This window comes from Spiroplasma endosymbiont of Apeira syringaria (genome assembly GCF_964020205.1).
GTDB classification, from domain to species: domain Bacteria; phylum Bacillota_I; class Bacilli_A; order Mycoplasmatales; family VBWQ01; genus Spiroplasma_E; species Spiroplasma_E ixodetis_A.
Map to the genome: position 1 here is coordinate 230,116 of NZ_OZ026543.1, position 17,800 is coordinate 247,915.

A 17,800-nucleotide genomic window follows, 5' to 3' on the forward strand; every position below is an offset into this window, starting at 1 on the left:
ATTTAATTATACATATTAACAAATTAATGGAGGAATAGAATGTTAGCGGTTAACGATTTAAAAAAAAGATTAGAAATTATTAGACAGCAAGCATTTAATAATATTGATGAAGTTGCTGATTTACATAAATTGCAAGTTTTAAAATCACAATATTTAGGTAAAAATTCGGATATTAATAATATATTAAAATCTTTAGAAAAGTTTCCTCATAATTTTAGAATTGAAATTGGTCAAGCAGCTAATAAATTAAAAAAAGAAATTAATGAATATATAATAAAAAAATTTAATGAAATTGAGAAAGATAACATTAATAAGCGTCTTAAATCTTCAGAAATTGATTTAACACTACCGGGTATTGATTTTAATATTGGTCACATCAATCCTCTATTAAAAACTGTTACCGAAATATCTGAAATTTTTAAAAATTTGGGTTATCAAATCATTAGTGGTAATGAAGTAGAAAATGAAGAATATAATTTTAATCGCTTAAATTTACCATTTGATCATCCAGCAAGAGATATGCAAGATACTTTTTATCTTGAAAATAATAATGACAAACTTAATCGTTGATTATTAAGAACACACGCTACAAATATGACTGCACGCATTCTTAGCGAGCAAGATAAAAATTCAAAAGAAACCACGGCTATTATTAGTTTAGGAAATGTTTATCGAAAAGATGATGATGATGTTACTCATTCTCATCAATTTATGCAAGTTGATGGGTTTTTAGTTGGTTCTAACATTACTTTTGCAAATTTAAAATGAACATTAAATTATTTTTGTCAGCAATTTTTTGGTATGGAAACTAAAACAAGATTACGTCCTAGTTATTTCCCATTTACGGAGCCTTCAGTTGAAGTAGATGTAAGTTGCCAAAAATGTAATACAGAAGGTTGTTCATTATGTAAGTATACTGGTTGAATTGAAGTTTTGGGTGCTGGTATGATTCATCCAAATGTTTTTATTGCTGCTGGTTTAGATGAAACAACAGCAGGTTTTGCCTTTGGTGTAGGCATTGAAAGAATTACTATGATTAAATATGGCATTGACGATATCAGATTATTTTATAATAATGATTTTCGATTCTTAAAACAATTTTAAAAATTAAAAGGAGTATAAAATAAAATGATAGTTTCACGTAAAATCATTTCGCAGTGATTGAATATTAATAGCATTAAAGATTATGAAATCGTTGATGCTTTAAATAGTTTAGGTTTTGAGGTTGATCAAGTAAAAAATTTAATGTTTAGTAATACAAACTTAGTTGTTGGTCAAATTACTAAAATTACCAAACATCCTAAATCGAATAAATTAAATATTTGTGAAGTAACAGTAGGTACTGAAATGTTAACTATAGTTTGTGGTGCACCAAATGTAGTTATTGGTATTAAAGTTGTTGTAGCAAGGATAGGAAGTGTTTTAGGTAATGGTCTTACTATTGTTGAAAGAACAATTCAAGATGTTGTTTCTTCAGGAATGCTTTGTTCATTAACAGAATTAGGATTAAGCGGTATTGTTCAGAATAAAGAAGAATTAAGTGGTATTATTAATTTACCAGATGATGCAATGATTGGTAATATTAATCCGTTACAATATTTAAATTTAGATGATACAATTTTTTTTATTGATTTAACAGTAAATCGTAGTGATTGTTTGGGGATTTATAGTATTGCTAGAGAATTAAGCGGGTATTTTAAAATTCCTTTAAAAAACATGGAAGTTAGTAGTATAGGAAAATTTGATAATAAAAGTCAAGTTAGCGTTCTTAATGGTAAAATTCAAGCTTTAGCAACATTAAAGATTGAATTTGATGATAAATCTGTAATAACACCAATTTGAATTAGAAGAACACTACAACTTGCAAATATTGTACCCAAAACTTTATCAGAAGATATTATTCATTTAGTAATGTTAGAATTGGGTCAACCCTTAATTACTTTTAGTGCTGATGTTTTAAAAAAACCATCTTTAAATATTTCGCCTAAATCATACCCAGAAGGTAATTTGCAAATTAAAGAGGGCGATATTTTATTACACGATAAATATTTGGCTTTTAGTGTTTTAGGAGTTAGTCATAATATTGAATATGAAGTTAAACCAAGTTCCAAAGAAGTTTTTATATTTTCAATTAATCCTGATGTTACCTTAATGAGTAAACAAGCAAAACGACATGGTGCTCTTATTAATACATTATTAGAACGTTTAACAAGACCAGTTGTTCCTGACTATTATTTAATTGCTTTACAACGTTATTTGTTTATTTTAGGACAATTGCAAGTTAAATATGAAATTACCGGTTTTAGTAATGATATTCCTTATCAAGTTAAAACAAAAGTGATTAATTTTAATTTTAATTTTATTAATAAAATTTTAGGTACAAAATTTGAGGTTAATGAAATAATTAATTATTTGACTATTATTGGTTGTCAAATTGAAATTGATGCAAAAAATCAAGAAATTTTAAAAGTAACAGTTCCTAATCATCGTAGTGATTTAAATAACGCTAATGATTTTAGTGAAGAAGTTGCCAGAGTATTTGGATATGATAAATTACCAGTTATTAAACCACAATTTAATGTATCATTTAAGTCACCAACAGCATTGGAAAATTTAATGATGAAATGAAGACAACATTTAACAAGTTATGGTTTTAATCAAGTAAAAACATATAGTTTAACAAGTATGCAGAGATTAAATGATTTTAATTTTTTTAAATATAAAATACCTGTAAAATTAGAAGCACCGTTGACATTAACAAGAGAAGTTATGCGTTTTAGTTTGACAGATAGTTTATTAAGAATTTGTCAATATAATTATGCACGTAAAGAAACACAATTAAAAATTTTTACTGATGAAACTGTTTATACAGGTGATGAAACTGATGATAATCATCATTTAGATTTTATGATTATGGATAATTTTTGACCAAAAATTAATGCTAATAAAATTACTAATAGTACTTATTATTTTATTAAAGGTTTTTTAGATGGTTTTTTAGCAAAAGTTATGCCAAATTTATTTAACTCTATTGTTTATAAAAATAATAATAATTCTTTAATGCATCCGTATTTAAGCGCAGATATTTTTTATGAGCAAGAACATATTGCTACTATTGGCGCACTGCATCCACAAACTGAAAAAATAATGAATGTTGAAAAAATATTCTTAGCAGAAATTAATTGTAGTAAGTTAGTTAAAATCATAGAAGAACAACAAAAAGTAGTTTCTAAATTTAAGCTTTGATCAAAATTTAATACTTTAAGTCGTGATATATCAATTATTGTTAATAGCGATATTCAATTTTCTGATGTAAAAAATGCTATAATGTTTGCAAATATTGATTTTTTAGAACAAATATCTTTGGTAGATTTTTATAATGATGAAAAATTAAAATCACAACATCAACACTCATTAACTTTTAATTTGAAATTTAATAGTCAAGAAGAACAATTAGATGAAACAAAAGTAAGTGGACAAATAAGTAATATTCAAGAAATATTAAAGAAAAAATTTCAAGCAATTATTCGTTAAAAATATAACAAAATATTAAATAATAACATTAATATATTTTTTTATTATATTAAATTTTAAATTGGGTGAGATGATATGAAAATGTTAAACAAAGATAATTTAAGCTTTTATAAAATGGCATTATTATTTATGATTCCAATTTGTGCACAATCTTTAATTGAAACATTAATAAACTTAATGAATAATTTTGTGGTTGGTCAATTTGGAAATGATGATGCTATTGCCGGAGTTGCATCATCAAGTAATATTTATGATATGGTTTGATATATCTTTTTTGCTATTGTTGCTACTGGTAATATTTTTACTGCTCAATATTTAGGTATTAAAGATAAGAAGAAAATTCAAGAAACTACTAATATAAAATTATTTTATACTTTAATTTTTTCAATATTTTTTGTTGTAATATTAGAATTATTTAGTAAACAAATTATGGGAATAATTCTTGGTGCTGAAGATAATTCTCATCAAAATGCTATTGGTATTGCTGAAGAATATAGTAAATTAATTGCTTGAAATTACCCATTATTAGGTTTTGCTTTTATTATGTCAATTACTATGAATACATGTGGTAACGTTAAAACACCATTGATAACTTCTATTTGTTCATTACTCTTAAATACATTTTTAGTTTGTATTTTATCATTACCATATAGTGGGGGACCACAATTAGGCATTAAAGGATTAGCAATAAGTTTAATTATTTCAAGAGCAGTAGAATGTTTTATATTGTTAGGTTATTTAATTTATAAAAAACCAATTTATGACCCTAATTGAAATATTTTTAAATTTACAAAAGATTTACATAAAAAATATATTATTACTTTTATTCCTTTATTTGCTAGTCAAGTATTATTTGGTGTTTCAGTAGTAATGTTAACAGCTTTATATTCTCATTTTGGTGATACTGAAGTTGTTGCCGCTGTGCAAATTGTTGGTAGTGTTGTTGCTATTTTTTATTCTACTTTTAGGGGATATAATGCTTTAGTTGGCTATGCTGTTGGTAGCAAGTTAGGTTTAGGAGAACTAGTACTGGCTAAAGAAAATGCTAAGAAGATATTAAAATTGAGTTTTGCTATTTCAACTGTTATTGCTTTAATTATTTTGGGTAGTGCTTTTTGAGTTCCAAAAGTATTATTTCCAAATTTATCTAATAATGCTATGAAACTTGCAGTTTGATATATGGCTTTTTCAGCAGTAACTTATTTTTTCATTAATATGATGCAACCATTATTTAGTTTTCTTTATGCTGGTGGCTATACTTTAATTATTAGTATTGCTGATCTATTTTTAATTTGATTTATTGATATTTTTATTACTTTTGCTTTATTGCAGTGAACTGACTTAAGTATTAAAATGGTAATTATGATTTCGTGTTTAAGTAAATCAGCTGATTTTATTTGTGCTTATGTATTTTATAAAATAATTCCTTGAAATAAAAATATTATTAATTCTAAAGTAGAAATTGTACCTCATCCGACATTTGAACCACATGGATAATATAAAAATCCCTTTTTAATAATAGATTTATTTTAATAACTCTGTTTAAAAAATTTTAAAAAAATTCTATTATATTTTAGAAAATAAATTCATATTTATAGTTTTATTTTTATTGTATTTAATATACAATTATTATAATTACTGGTGTGATTTTATAGGATGGTAAAAGTAATGATTTTTTTATTTTTAGTTATAATTAAACTTTTATAATAATTAAATTTTAAATAACTAAATAAATACGGACATTAAAAATTTTGACATACCTTTATTATAAGAAATTTTTATTTTTTGAAAGAATTTTAAAAAATAAGTTTAAGTAAATATATAAAAATAGTAATAACACCAGAACTAATAAAATCATTTTGGAATTAAAAAAGAAATTAAGAAATAATAAAAAAATAAAAAAAGCATGATTGTTTTAAAATTTTTTTATTTTTTTATAAGAAGGAGAAAGAAAATGTTAAAGTTTATAAGAAAATTTTATAATAAGTATCTTAAAAAGTACTTTAAAAAGAAAAATAAAGAATTACAAAAAATAAGAAAAGAAATTCTTCATATAGAAGAAGAGATGAAAAAACTAAAAGAAGATAATATTTTTTTATTTAATACTATTAAAATGTTATTAAATTATCAAAATAGTTCAATTGATAATCCTTTATATTTTAATCAAGATGATCATATTTATGAAGAAATAAAAGAAAAAGCTATTTTTGAAAAATTTATTTATGAAAATGTAAAAGATGAAACAACTTCATTGAGTTCAGTTGGTAATAATGTTCCTCCACAATTACCACCAAGAAATAAAACAAGTGAAAATAATATGAAAGTAACGACGGAATAAATTAATGAAATTAAACTATCAAATATTACAAAAAAAGTAGAAGAACAACCTATATATGAAAAAATAAATACCGATTCAATTTATGATGAAGTTAAATCAAATATTAAACCATTTTGTCATTCTATTTCTTAGGAGGGCAAAATTATGAAAAAAATATTAAGTATATTTACAATAAGTATTTTAGCATCATTACTTTTCACAAGTAACATTATTAATATTGATAGTAATAAAACGGATAATAATGTTGTTAATAAAAATTCCTTACTACCAAAAAAAGAATCAACAAATGAGCCCTTAACTTTATTGGGAGCGTACCGATGTTGTCAATAATATTCAAATTTGTCTTAAAATTATAAAGTTAGACGAGAATAATTTAGACTTCAATATGCAATTGTATGTTAATCTTAACACTTGAAAAATATTAGTCAATAATAATACTTACTTTTATAACTCAAAAATTCTTATTAAAGCATCTTTAATAAGTTTTATTTTATTTTTTGGTTTTTTTAAAATTTTAATTTTAATTTATAATAACTGGATGGCTGTATTTATTTGATAGCATTTAAAATTAACCATTTTTGTATACATATCAATGTTATAGGTTCTATCACCAATCATTTTTTTTAAAATTTGTTTAATATTAGTTTCAGTAAAGCAACCAATATTTTCAACTAGTGCTTGGTTTAATACACCATCTTTGGCATTAATAAAATAACCAACTTTTAATTTTTTATATTGTAAGGTTAATGATTGCAAAAAATCAATTAATTCATAATATTGACCTTTGGAAAATAAATTTATTGCATTTTGATAGTGTAATTTAGCAATTTGATTTTTTCTTCTTCCTGCCATTATACCAAGAAATAAAACATGAAAAGCATGGAATTTATCTAAAATAAATTTAGCATTTAAAATTGTAGCAGTTTTTCTAATTCATTTTGCACTATCGCCACAAAATATTAAATTTGCTTGGTTAAAGTTTTCAAAATATAAATGACCATATTTTTGAATAAATTTAGCTGTTTTTTCTGCGCCAATTTCTGTTTTTGATACTCTTATTTTACAAACTGCTCTTTTATTAATTAATTTTCCATTTTTCTTTTTACCAGTACAAAATATTAATAATCTCATAGAACATTTTTTACAATTTTTAGTTGGATGGGTTACACTTTATTGGACACTAATTACGTAGACAAGTGAACAAAGAAAGGAACTATAATTATGGCCAATATTAACTCATATACCGATGAATTTAAAAAACAAATAGTAGCTTTATATCAAAGTGGCAAATCAGTATCTTGCCTTGCTAAAGAATATAATGTTACAAGAGCAGCTACTTACAATTGAATTAAGCAATTTACTAATTCAGGTAGTTTTAAAACTAAAGATAATCGTTCTGTTGAAGAAAATGAATTAATTAAATTAAGAAAAGAATTAAAACAATTAAGAATGGAAAATGATATTTTAAAGCAAGCAGCACTAATAATAGGCAGAAAGTAGAGATTATTGTCAAAAATAAAGTTAAATATAAAATTCGCACAATGTGTCATTTTTTAAAAATCTCTAAATCAACATATTATTTTAATTTAAAGAAAAAAGAAAATAAAATCAAAAATAATATTTATGATGAAGCTGTTATTAGTGCTTTTAAAGAAAATAAAGAAGTTTATGGTACTAGAAGATTAAAAGTCATTCTAGAAAACCAAGAAATTTATTTATCAAGACGAAAAATTAAAGAAATTATGAATAAACATAATTTAATATCAAAATACACTAAATTATCATTCAAAAATTATCATAATAAAGTCAATGATAGTCAAATAACCAATCTTGTTAATAGAAAATTTAATAATAGAGTTAAAAATGAAGTTATTGTTAGTGATTTAACTTATGTTCAAGTAAATGGTAAGTGAAACTATATTTGTTTATTAATTGACCTATTTAACCGCGAAATAATTGGACATAGTGTAGGTACTAAAAAAGATGCATCATTAGTATATCAAGCATTTATGCACTCAAATCGCTGTTTAAAAGATATTCAAATATTTCATAGTGATCGCGGTAATGAATTTAATAATAAAATTATTGATAAACTTTTACTAGCATTCAATATTAATCGCTCTTTAAGCAAAAAAGGTTGTCCTTATGATAACGCTGTTGCTGAAGCAACCTTTAAAACTTTCAAAACCGAATTTATTAATGATAAAAATTTTACATCATTAATCCAATTAAAATTAGAATTATTTGATTACATCAATTGATATAACAACATAAGAATTCACAGCACTTTAAACTACTTAACTCCAGTTAATTATCAAAAACAAATGTCTACCAAAAAATAGTCCTAAAAAGGGTTGCCATTCCAGTTTTACTGAAACAAATATTTGACATGTTTTAAAAGAAATGATTTCTAATAGAACATATATTATTTTTATTTATATAAAAATGGTTATTTCTAAATGTAATAGAATAAATTTAAAAACATAAAATTTAGATATTTTTATGTTAATTACAGAATATAAAAACTTATTAAATTGCTGAATTATACTTGTAAGTGCAAGTAAATAAAATTGCAAAAAAATTCTCATATAAAAATTTCATAATGCTAAATTTATTTTATAAAAAAAGTAAGGAGTTTTTATATGAGTTATAAACATCTTGGCGTAGATGAAAGAATTTATATTGAGAATCAATTGAAATTTAAAGTTAAAATTAGTGAAATAGCTAAAAATCTTAATCGAAATATTAGTACTATTATTCGAGAAATTAATAGAAATCAAGATAATAGTAATTATTTTTCATTGATTGCACAAAATAAAGCTGAAAATAGAAAACAATCACATATTTTTTTTCATAAGTTTAAAAATAAAGATTTAGTAAAATATGTGCAACAAAAACTATTATTAGGCTGATCACCTGAACAAATTTATGGCAGAATTAAAAATTTTCATAAACAATGAGTTATTAGTTTTAAAACAATTTACAATTGAATTTATTCTGGATTGCTTGATCAAGTTACTAGTAAAAATTTAAGAAGAAAAGGCAAAAAACGCAAATCTCAAGAAAATCGTGGCAAATTCAATAGCAAATCAATTAAAGAAAGAGATCTTAATATTAATGATCGTATAACACTTGGTCATTGAGAAGGAGATACTATAGTATCATCACGAGGCAAAAGTAAAAAATGTTTAATAACTTTAGTTGAAAGAGTATCACGATTTACTTTAGCAATATTAGTTAAAAACAGAACTACTAAAGTTATTAACAAAAATATTAGCCATTATTTATCAATTCTTCCTAAAAATATTGTTAAAACCATTACTTTTGATCGTGGTAAAGAATTTTCAAATTGACAACAACTTGAAAAAAATTTAGATGTGAAAATTTATTTTGCAAATCCATATTCACCTTGACAAAGAGGTACTAATGAAAATACTAATGGTTTAATTAGAGAAAAATTTCCTAAAAAATTTAATTTTTCAAAAACTTGTAAAAATGAAGTTCATAAATTTATATTGTCTTTAAACCAAAGACCAAGAAAAATACTAAATTATCTTTCACCGATAGAATATTTGGATAGAAAAATAATTTAGTTGCACTTACCTTTACAATTTAGCAATTAAAATTTAATAAGAATTTTTGTTGTATATTGATGTTAATTAAATATTTATAAATTTCATAATTTGTATTTTAGTTGTAATTATTTTTACTAAGTAGTATTATTAATTTACAATTACATAACAAAAGTCTTAATTTATTCTCATCTAAATAATAATAAAGACAGTATTGAATAATTTATTCCGCATTTTTGTTATTCGCCCAAAAAGTATCTTAACATTTGCTATATAATAAACAAGTTTAATATCATTAATAGTATAGGTCTCATAAAATAAACGCCTTTAATTTAGGCGTTATTTTGCATTTAAAAGCATACTTGTAAAAATAATCAAAAATAGTACAATTTATAAGTAAAATCAATGAAAAAAGGAGAGTTTATGGAGAAAAAAGAGTTAATGAAATTAGTATCTGAAAAAACTAATTTTTATTTAGAACATGTAGAATTAGTTTTTGATGCTATTTTTGAAGAAATTAAATATCAAAATAAACAAGAAAAATCAGTAAATATAAAAGAAATTGCAAATTTTAAAATCGTTAAGGTTCAACCAAAAAATAGAAGAAATAAAAAAAATAATAAAATAATAAAAGTAAAACCTTATAATATTATTAGGTTTGAACCAACAGAAACTTATTTAAAAGAAATCAAAAAATATTGAAGTGAAAAAGAAATGGAAGTCTCAAAATATGAAAACATGAATAAAAACAAATTTAAGTAAAATAACATTAGCATTAGCACTAACTGGTGCAATAAGTGGAGTAACTGGTTTAATAATTGGTTCACTAGCACAAAATAAAACAAATAATCTGACTTATTTTTTAAATCATGACCATATAGCAGTATGAGGAAATACAACTATATGAAAATATGAATTTGAAGGGGGGGATTAATTTATATTTTTCTGTTAAAAAAGCAGGAGATAATGATATAAAATGAGATGGTATTTATCCTAAAAATTATTTTTCAAATTAAATTTCTAAATTAATATAGGAAATATTTTCATTATATTTATCAAATAAATTAATATTTGGAAATGTTTAGTAATCTGTGTAACTTACAAAAATAACTATGTTTAATTAATTCTAGTAAATATAATTAAATGACTAGAAAGAGTGAGTTACAGATCGCTAAAAAAGATAACTTTAATAATAATGATCCAATATCAAAAGCAGTAGATTTATTACTAGAAAATACTGAAGATTTAACAACAGTTTTTAAACCTGGCGGTTTATATAAAGAATTAACAAAAAGATTAGTTGAAAAAATGTTGAATTCTGAAATGCAAAATTATTTAGGATATGAAAAAAATCAACATACTACTACTGAAAATGCTCGTAATGGTACAAGTTCAAAAAAATTAATAACTCAACAAGGTAAAATTGAAATTGATGTACCAAGAGATCGCAATAGTAATTTTACTCCTGTAATAGTTCCTAAAAGGCAAAGAAGATTTGATGGTTTTGATCAACAAGTTCTTTCCTTGTATGCAAAAGGAATGACATTATCTGACATTAGAATGCAGTTGCAAGAGTTATATCATGGTGCTGATATTAGTGAAAGTGTTATTAGTCAAATTACTGATGATGTTATTGATGATGTTAAAGCATGACAAAATCGACCATTAGAAAGTATTTATCCTATTGTTTATTTTGATTGTATAGTAGTTAAAGTACGACAAGATAAACGGATTATTAACAAATCAGTTTATATAGCATTAGGAGTTGATTTAGAAGGCAAAAAAGATGTTTTAGGATTATGAATTAGTGAAAATGAAGGTTCTAAGTTTTGATTATCTAATTTCACAGAAATGAAAAATCGTGGCTTAAATGATATTCTTATTGCTTGTAGTGATAATTTAACAGGCATGTCAGAAGCAATACAATCAGTTTATCCTAAAACAGAACATCAATTATGCATTGTTCATCAAATTAGAAATAGTTTAAAATATGTTTCATACAAACATCGAAAAGGTCTAGTTGCAGATTTAAAACCAATTTATAGTGCATGTAGTGAAGAACAAGCAATGCAAGCTTTAGAATCGTTTGAAAGTAAATGAAATAAACAATATCCTCAAATTACTAAATCTTGATATAAAAATTGAGATAATTTAATGGTTTTTATTAGTTATCCAGTAGAAATCAAAAGAGTGATTTATACTACAAATGCTATTGAATCTGTTAATAGTCAATTACGAAAAATCATCAGAAATAAAAAAGTTTCGGACTTCTCCCCACATGTACTTGTGGAGGGAATAATGAAACTGAATGAATTCAACAATGCTTTTCAAACTGAACAGCAATGTCTTGCATATATAGCAAATTTGAAAGAAAACAAATGTATTAGGTGTTTTAATTTTAATTTGAATACTTCTGATTTAAAAAGAATGAGATGTTTAAAATGTAATCAAACATTTAGCATTCTCACAGGCACCATATTTTCAAGGTCACAAACATCTTTAACATCTTGGTTTTATCTTATCTTTAGATGAATAAACACCAAACATGGAATTCCATCAACAGATATTGCAAAAGAATTGGGAGTGACTTTGAAAACTGCTTGAAGAATGACTCATAAAATCAGAACACGTATTGCAAAACAAAAACCTCAATTTATTGTTGAAGGTACAGTGCAAATTGATGAAATGTATCTTTCACATATGGGTTTTAAAAAACAAGGAAGATCCTTGGTGAATAAAACCTTGATTATTGGCATTTATCAAAAAACAACCAATAATTTAATTGTGAAAGTATTGAAAAACGCAAAGAGTAAAAATCTTTTGCAGTTTGCAAAAAACCACATTTCTTCAAAATGTCTTGTATATACTGATTCTTGAAAAGGATATTGCGATTTTAAATCAGTTTTCACTAAGCATGAAACAGTTAACCATCAAGATGGCTATGTTTCAAAAATTGGTGTAAATACCAACCAAATTGAATCAGTTTGAAAACATATAAGAAGAACATTTAAAACACATATCAAAGTTGCAAAACATCATGTTCATTTATATGCTAAAGAAGCTGCATATAAATTCAACAAGATACCTAGTTTTGAAACTGTAATTCTATGTTTGATTTAAAAATGTGGGGAGAAGTCCGTAGATAGGCTTTTCTCAGCATTTATGTGATAAAATTAAAATAGTACATAAAGGGAGAAAAGCCAAAAGTTTTTCCTAATGATATGGCAGTTTTCAAAATATTTTACTTGACAATTGAAAATATAACAAAAAAATGAACATTGCCTATTCAAAATTGAAATACAGCAATTGCTCATTTTATGATAAAATTTGAAGACAGAATTAATCTAAATTAGTAACTTTGTAAAACAAAGATACACAGATTATTAAAAAGCCTCCTATGTTGATTTTTTTCATATCCTAAATAATTTTGCATTTCAGAATTCAACATTTTTTCAACTAATCTTTTTGTTAATTCTTTATATAAACCGCCAGGTTTAAAAACTGTTGTTAAATCTTCAGTATTTTCTAGTAATAAATCTACTGCTTTTGATATTGGATCATTATTATTAAAGTTATCTTTTTTAGCCATCTGTAACTCACTCTTTCTAGTCATTTAATTATATTTACTAGAATTAATTAAACATAGTTATTTTTGTAAGTTACACAGATTACTAAACATTTCCTTTTTTATTTCTGATGATTTTTCGTAATTTACTATTAACAGATTCAATAGCATTTGTAGTATAAATCACTCTTTTGATTTCTACTGGATAACTAATAAAAACCATTAAATTATCTCAATTTTTATATCAAGATTTAGTAATTTGAGGATATTGTTTATTTCATTTACTTTCAAACGATTCTAAAGCTTGCATTGCTTGTTCTTCACTACATGCACTATAAATTGGTTTTAAATCTGCAACTAGACCTTTTCGATGTTTGTATGAAACATATTTTAAACTATTTCTAATTTGATGAACAATGCATAATTGATGTTCTGTTTTAGGATAAACTGATTGTATTGCTTCTGACATGCCTGTTAAATTATCACTACAAGCAATAAGAATATCATTTAAGCCACGATTTTTCATTTCTGTGAAATTAGATAATCATAAAAAGTTAAAAAAACAATATTTTAAAAATAATAAAAAAGGTATTGTTAATCAAGGTGCAAAATGAAATATAGGTTGTTTTACTGAAACAAATATTTGACATGTTTTAAAAGAAATGATTGTTAATAGAACATATAGTATTTTTATTTATATAAAAATGGTTATTTTTAAATGTAATCAAATAAATTTAAAAACATAATTTTACTTATTTTAAAATAAAAAACGGACTTCTCCCCACATGTACTTGTGGAGGGAATAATGAAACTGAATGAATTCAAAAATGCTTTTCAAACTGAACAGCAATGTCTTGCATATATAGCAAATTTGAAAGAAAACAAATGTATTAGGTGTTTTAGTTTTAATTTGAATACTTCTGATTTAAAAAGAATGAGATGTTTAAAATGTAATCAAACATTTAGCATTCTCACAGGCACCATATTTTCAAGGTCACAAACATCTTTAACATCTTGGTTTTATCTTATCTTTAGATGAATAAACACCAAACATGGAATTCCATCAACAGATATTGCAAAAGAATTGGGAGTGACTTTGAAAACTGCTTGAAGAATGACTCATAAAATCAGAACAAGTATTGCAAAACAAAAACCTCAATTTATTGTTGAAGGTACAGTGCAAATTGATGAAATGTATCTTTCACATATGGGTTTTAAAAAACAAGGAAGATCCTTGGTGAATAAAACCTTGATTGTTGGCATTTATCAAAAAACAACCAATAATTTAATTGTGAAAGTATTGAAAAACGCAAAGAGTAAAAATCTTTTGCAGTTTGCAAAAAACCACATTTCTTCAAAATGTCTTGTATATACTGATTCTTGAAAAGGATATTGCGATTTTAAATCAGTTTTCACTAAGCATGAAACAGTTAACCATCAAGATGGCTATGTTTCAAAAATTGGTGTAAATACCAACCAAATTGAATCAGTTTGAAAACATATAAGAAGAACATTTAAAACACATATCAAAGTTGCAAAACATCATGTTCATTTATATGCTAAAGAAGCTGCATATAAATTCAACAAGATACCTAGTTTTGAAACTGTAATTCTATGTTTGATTTAAAAATGTGGGGAGAAGTCCGTAGATAGGCTTTTCTCAGCATTTATGTGATAAAATTAAAGTAGTACATAAAGGGAGAAAAGCCATAATTTATTCCGGATTTTTGACAATCTCCCGTAATATTTTTGCTAAATCTTAGCAATAAATATTAAACTGATTCATGGTAAAATATAAATATATATTTTAAAATAGGTGAGGTAAGATGGCATTCTTAAAAAGAATTGAAGCATATGGTTTTAAGTCATTTGCAGAGCCTTTAACAATAGAATTTGATACTAATATTGTAGGTATTGTTGGTCCTAATGGTTCTGGAAAGTCTAATATTAATGATGCTATTCGTTGAGTTTTAGGTGAACAATCAGTTAAATCATTACGTGGTGAAAATAGTGAAGATATAATTTTTAATGGTGCTAAAGGTAAACAGCCATTAAATAGTGCTCAAGTTACTTTAGTTTTTGATAATACTAATAAAATATTTAAAGTTGATTTTAATGAAGTACAAATTACTAGAAAAACTTTTCGTAATAGTTCAGAAAATGAATATTACATTAATAAAGCTCGTGTTCGTTTAAAAGATGTACAAGAAATTATTATGGGTACAGGTTTAGCTAAAGGTTCACTTGCAATTATTAGTCAAGGTAATGTTTCAAAATTTGCTGATTCTAAACCAGAAGAAAGAAGAACTTTATTTGAAGAGGCTGCGGGTGTTTCAAAATACAAAAAGAGGAAAGAAGAGTCATTACGTAAATTAGAGCGTACTAATGAAAATTTAGTTCGAGTTAATGATATTATTAGTGAAATAAGTAGAAAAATTGAACCATTAGCAAAACAAGCACAGAAAGCTAAAACTTATGTTGAATTACGTGATAATTTAAAAAAATATGAAATTACTATTATTGTTAAAGATTTGGAGACATATCATAATCAATTAAAACTTACAACAGTCAGTATAAATGATAATGAAATTTTACAACAACAACTTAATTTAAATATTAGTAAGAATGAACAACAATTAAAATTTTTAAAAAACAAAAGTTATGATTTAGATAAAAACATTAATAGTTTAGAAATGAATTTATCTAATGTTAATAGTTTATTGCAAGTTTTAGAACAACAAAAATCATTAATGAAAACAAAACAAAGTGAAATAAAAGATCAAACAGAAGTTGAAAAATTAAAAAATGAAATTGAAACTTTGCTTACTATTATTGAACAAAAAACTTTTTTACAAAAAAAAGAACAAGAAAATTTTGATAAAATTAATAATTTATTTGAAGAACTAAATGTTCAACATCAAGATTTAATTTTAGGACAAAATAATATTCATCGTGGTTTAGGCGAAAAAAAAGCACAATTAGAATCGGTAATTAATTATCAACAACGACAAAATCAAAAATATTTGGGTGTTCAAACAATTTTAAATAATAAAGATAAACTATATGGCATCATTGGAGTAGTGAGTGATTTAATTTCGGTGCCCGATCTTTATAGTGAAGCGATTGTTAAAGTATTGGGTAATACTTTAAAAAACATTGTTACGGCGACTAACAAAGATGCAACCAAGGCTGTTGAATTTTTAAAACAAAATAAAGCGGGAATTGCCACTTTTTTACCTTTAAATTCAATTCAAGTTCGAACAGCGACTAAAGAAGATGAAATTATTGTTAATAGCAAATCGGGTTATTTAAGTTTTGCTCATCATTTAGTTATAGCAGTTGATAATAGAATTCAGCCGATTATTAATTTTCTTTTAGGTCGTACTATTATTTGTGAAGACTTAGAAAGCGCAAGAGTTATTTCACAATTAATTGCTGCTAAATATCAATGTGTAACTTTAGATGGTCAATTAATTAAAGCTGGAGGTGCTATTGTTGGAGGTTATCAACATCAAAATAGTATTAATGTTTTTAAAGAAAAGTTAATAGTTTCTGAATTAAAAGAAGAAATTAAATCATTAGAACAACAATTAGTTAATATAAATGTCCAAAGAACAAGTATTGAAAGCGAATTAAATAATTATCAAGGTCAAAAGTTGACAATTACTTTAACAATAAATAAATTGATTAGTGAAATTAGTGATATCACTAATCAATCACAATTATTAACTACTCAATATCAAACATTGACTGGTAAAAAATTAGATATTGATACTACAAATCAATTAAATGATATTTTTATTCAATATGAAAATTCTAAATATGATCAAGCGACAATAAAAAGTCAATTACAATTAATTCGTAAACAGAAACATCAATTATTAGAACAAATGCAAACTTTAGAAAATGAATTATATAGTTTAAATCAAGAACATTTTATGACTAGTGATAAATTAAATAATCAAAAACTTGAGCAAGTAAAAATGGAGTCAAAAGTAGAACAACATTTAAGACGTTTAGTTGAAACTTATAATTTAACTTATGAATATGCTAGAGAACATTATAGTGAACCATTAGCAGATGAACAACAAGCACGTAATTTGGTACAACAATTACGTAGTGAGATTGAAGATTTAGGATTTGTAAATATTAATGCTATTGAAGAATTTGAAAATGAAAATGAACGTTATTTACGTTTAAAAACTAAACATGATGAATTGCAATTAGCATCACAATCGTTGTTAACAGCTATTGATGAAATGGATAATGTTATGGTAACGCAATTTGATGAAACAATAAAAGATATTAATATGGTATTGCCCGAAACATTTCAAACTTTATTTGGTGGAGGAACTTGTAGTTTACGATATACATCACCTGATGATATTTTAAATACAGGTGTGGAAGTGCTTGCTAATCCTCCTGGTAAAAGAATTAGTAATTTAAACTTATTATCAGGTGGTGAAAAATCATTAGTTGCATTAGCAGTATTATTTGCTATTTTAAAAGTCAAGCCATTGCCATTGACAATATTAGATGAGGTTGAAGCGCCATTGGATCCAGCTAATTTAGAACGTTTTGCTAGATATGTTCGTAGTTTTTCACAATATACGCAATTTATTATTGTTACTCATCGTCCAGGCACAATGGAAAATTGTGATGTATTATATGGGACAACTATGCAAAATCAAGGAATTACGAAAATGGTAGCCATTAAATTAGCATATGCTAAAAAAATTATTGAAAGCGATAAATCAGTGAAAAATGTTAATTATGTTGTTTAATTAAAAA

The 17,800-nt window shown here is 24.5% G+C and carries 14 protein-coding genes and 4 pseudogenes; 15 read left to right on the forward strand and 3 right to left on the reverse strand.

Annotation, left to right across the window (positions count from 1 at the left end; all coding sequences use genetic code 4):
- The first annotated feature begins 39 nt into the window (after positions 1–39).
- From pheS to AACL02_RS01455, 5 genes are all read left to right on the forward strand, one after another.
- On the forward strand, positions 40–1,104 hold the full coding sequence (gene pheS / locus AACL02_RS01435; RefSeq protein ID WP_339042341.1) for a phenylalanine--tRNA ligase subunit alpha: 1,065 nt from the start codon (positions 40–42) through the stop codon (positions 1,102–1,104).
- 24 nt (positions 1,105–1,128) lie between these two features.
- Complete coding sequence (pheT, locus tag AACL02_RS01440; RefSeq protein ID WP_339042343.1) at positions 1,129–3,534, forward strand: phenylalanine--tRNA ligase subunit beta; 2,406 nt, start codon at positions 1,129–1,131, stop codon at positions 3,532–3,534.
- A gap of 81 nt (positions 3,535–3,615) precedes the next feature.
- Positions 3,616–5,031 carry an MATE family efflux transporter gene (locus AACL02_RS01445; protein ID WP_339042345.1) on the forward strand — a complete coding sequence of 472 codons (1,416 nt, stop codon included), beginning with the start codon at positions 3,616–3,618 and terminating at the stop codon, positions 5,029–5,031.
- Positions 5,032–5,488: 457 nt separating this feature from the next.
- Positions 5,489–5,872, forward strand: a complete 384-nt coding sequence (locus tag AACL02_RS01450) for a hypothetical protein (RefSeq protein ID WP_339042347.1) — start codon at positions 5,489–5,491, stop codon at positions 5,870–5,872.
- Between the two features lie 144 nt (positions 5,873–6,016).
- On the forward strand, positions 6,017–6,202 hold the full coding sequence (locus AACL02_RS01455; RefSeq protein ID WP_339042349.1) for a hypothetical protein: 186 nt from the start codon (positions 6,017–6,019) through the stop codon (positions 6,200–6,202).
- A 195-nt stretch (positions 6,203–6,397) separates the two neighbouring features.
- On the opposite strand, the gene AACL02_RS01460 is transcribed toward AACL02_RS01455, so the two are convergent.
- Entirely contained in the window at positions 6,398–7,003 is a 606-nt protein-coding gene (locus AACL02_RS01460) for a hypothetical protein (RefSeq protein ID WP_339042351.1), read from the reverse strand.
- A gap of 90 nt (positions 7,004–7,093) precedes the next feature.
- Here AACL02_RS01460 and AACL02_RS01465 point away from each other — a divergent pair.
- The 7 genes and pseudogenes from AACL02_RS01465 to AACL02_RS01490 form a co-directional block, all read left to right on the forward strand.
- A protein-coding gene (locus AACL02_RS01465) for an IS3 family transposase (RefSeq protein WP_339042353.1) occupies positions 7,094–8,214 on the forward strand; the annotation gives its coding sequence in 2 pieces (ribosomal slippage) (positions 7,094–7,364 and positions 7,364–8,214; 1,122 coding nt in all).
- Between the two features lie 300 nt (positions 8,215–8,514).
- Positions 8,515–9,465 (forward strand): IS30 family transposase, encoded by a 951-nt coding sequence (locus tag AACL02_RS01470; RefSeq protein WP_339040235.1) that lies wholly within the window; start codon positions 8,515–8,517, stop codon positions 9,463–9,465.
- A gap of 402 nt (positions 9,466–9,867) precedes the next feature.
- Positions 9,868–10,206 (forward strand): HU family DNA-binding protein, encoded by a 339-nt coding sequence (locus AACL02_RS01475; protein ID WP_339042355.1) that lies wholly within the window; start codon positions 9,868–9,870, stop codon positions 10,204–10,206.
- Positions 10,175–10,378: a hypothetical protein gene (locus AACL02_RS01480; RefSeq protein WP_339042357.1), complete on the forward strand. Its 204-nt coding sequence runs from the start codon at positions 10,175–10,177 to the stop codon at positions 10,376–10,378. The genes AACL02_RS01475 and AACL02_RS01480 overlap by 32 nt, the downstream gene beginning before the upstream one ends.
- 233 nt (positions 10,379–10,611) lie before the next feature.
- Positions 10,612–11,706: pseudogene (locus AACL02_RS12415) on the forward strand (IS256 family transposase); the annotation flags it as partial.
- A gap of 345 nt (positions 11,707–12,051) precedes the next feature.
- Positions 12,052–12,564: an IS1595 family transposase gene (locus tag AACL02_RS12420; RefSeq protein WP_422397833.1), complete on the forward strand. Its 513-nt coding sequence runs from the start codon at positions 12,052–12,054 to the stop codon at positions 12,562–12,564.
- A gap of 83 nt (positions 12,565–12,647) precedes the next feature.
- Positions 12,648–12,797: pseudogene (locus AACL02_RS01490) on the forward strand (IS256 family transposase); the annotation flags it as partial.
- A 47-nt stretch (positions 12,798–12,844) separates the two neighbouring features.
- Here AACL02_RS01490 and AACL02_RS01495 read toward each other — a convergent pair.
- Both AACL02_RS01495 and AACL02_RS01500 read right to left on the reverse strand, forming a co-directional pair.
- A pseudogene (locus tag AACL02_RS01495) lies at positions 12,845–13,033 on the reverse strand (IS256 family transposase); the annotation flags it as partial.
- Positions 13,034–13,127: 94 nt separating this feature from the next.
- A pseudogene (locus tag AACL02_RS01500) lies at positions 13,128–13,556 on the reverse strand (IS256 family transposase); the annotation flags it as partial.
- On the opposite strand from AACL02_RS01500, the gene AACL02_RS01505 reads away from it, so the two are divergent.
- The 3 genes from AACL02_RS01505 (at position 13,540) to AACL02_RS01515 (ending at position 17,793) form a co-directional block, all read left to right on the forward strand.
- Positions 13,540–13,755, forward strand: a complete 216-nt coding sequence (locus AACL02_RS01505) for a hypothetical protein (RefSeq protein ID WP_339042367.1) — start codon at positions 13,540–13,542, stop codon at positions 13,753–13,755. The pseudogene AACL02_RS01500 and the gene AACL02_RS01505 sit on opposite strands and share 17 nt — an antisense overlap.
- 65 nt (positions 13,756–13,820) lie before the next feature.
- Positions 13,821–14,636: an IS1595 family transposase gene (locus AACL02_RS01510; RefSeq protein WP_339043479.1), complete on the forward strand. Its 816-nt coding sequence runs from the start codon at positions 13,821–13,823 to the stop codon at positions 14,634–14,636.
- 199 nt (positions 14,637–14,835) lie between these two features.
- A complete protein-coding gene (locus tag AACL02_RS01515; RefSeq protein WP_339042369.1) occupies positions 14,836–17,793 on the forward strand; it encodes an AAA family ATPase in 2,958 nt (985 codons plus the stop codon).
- Positions 17,794–17,800: the final 7 nt, after the last annotated feature.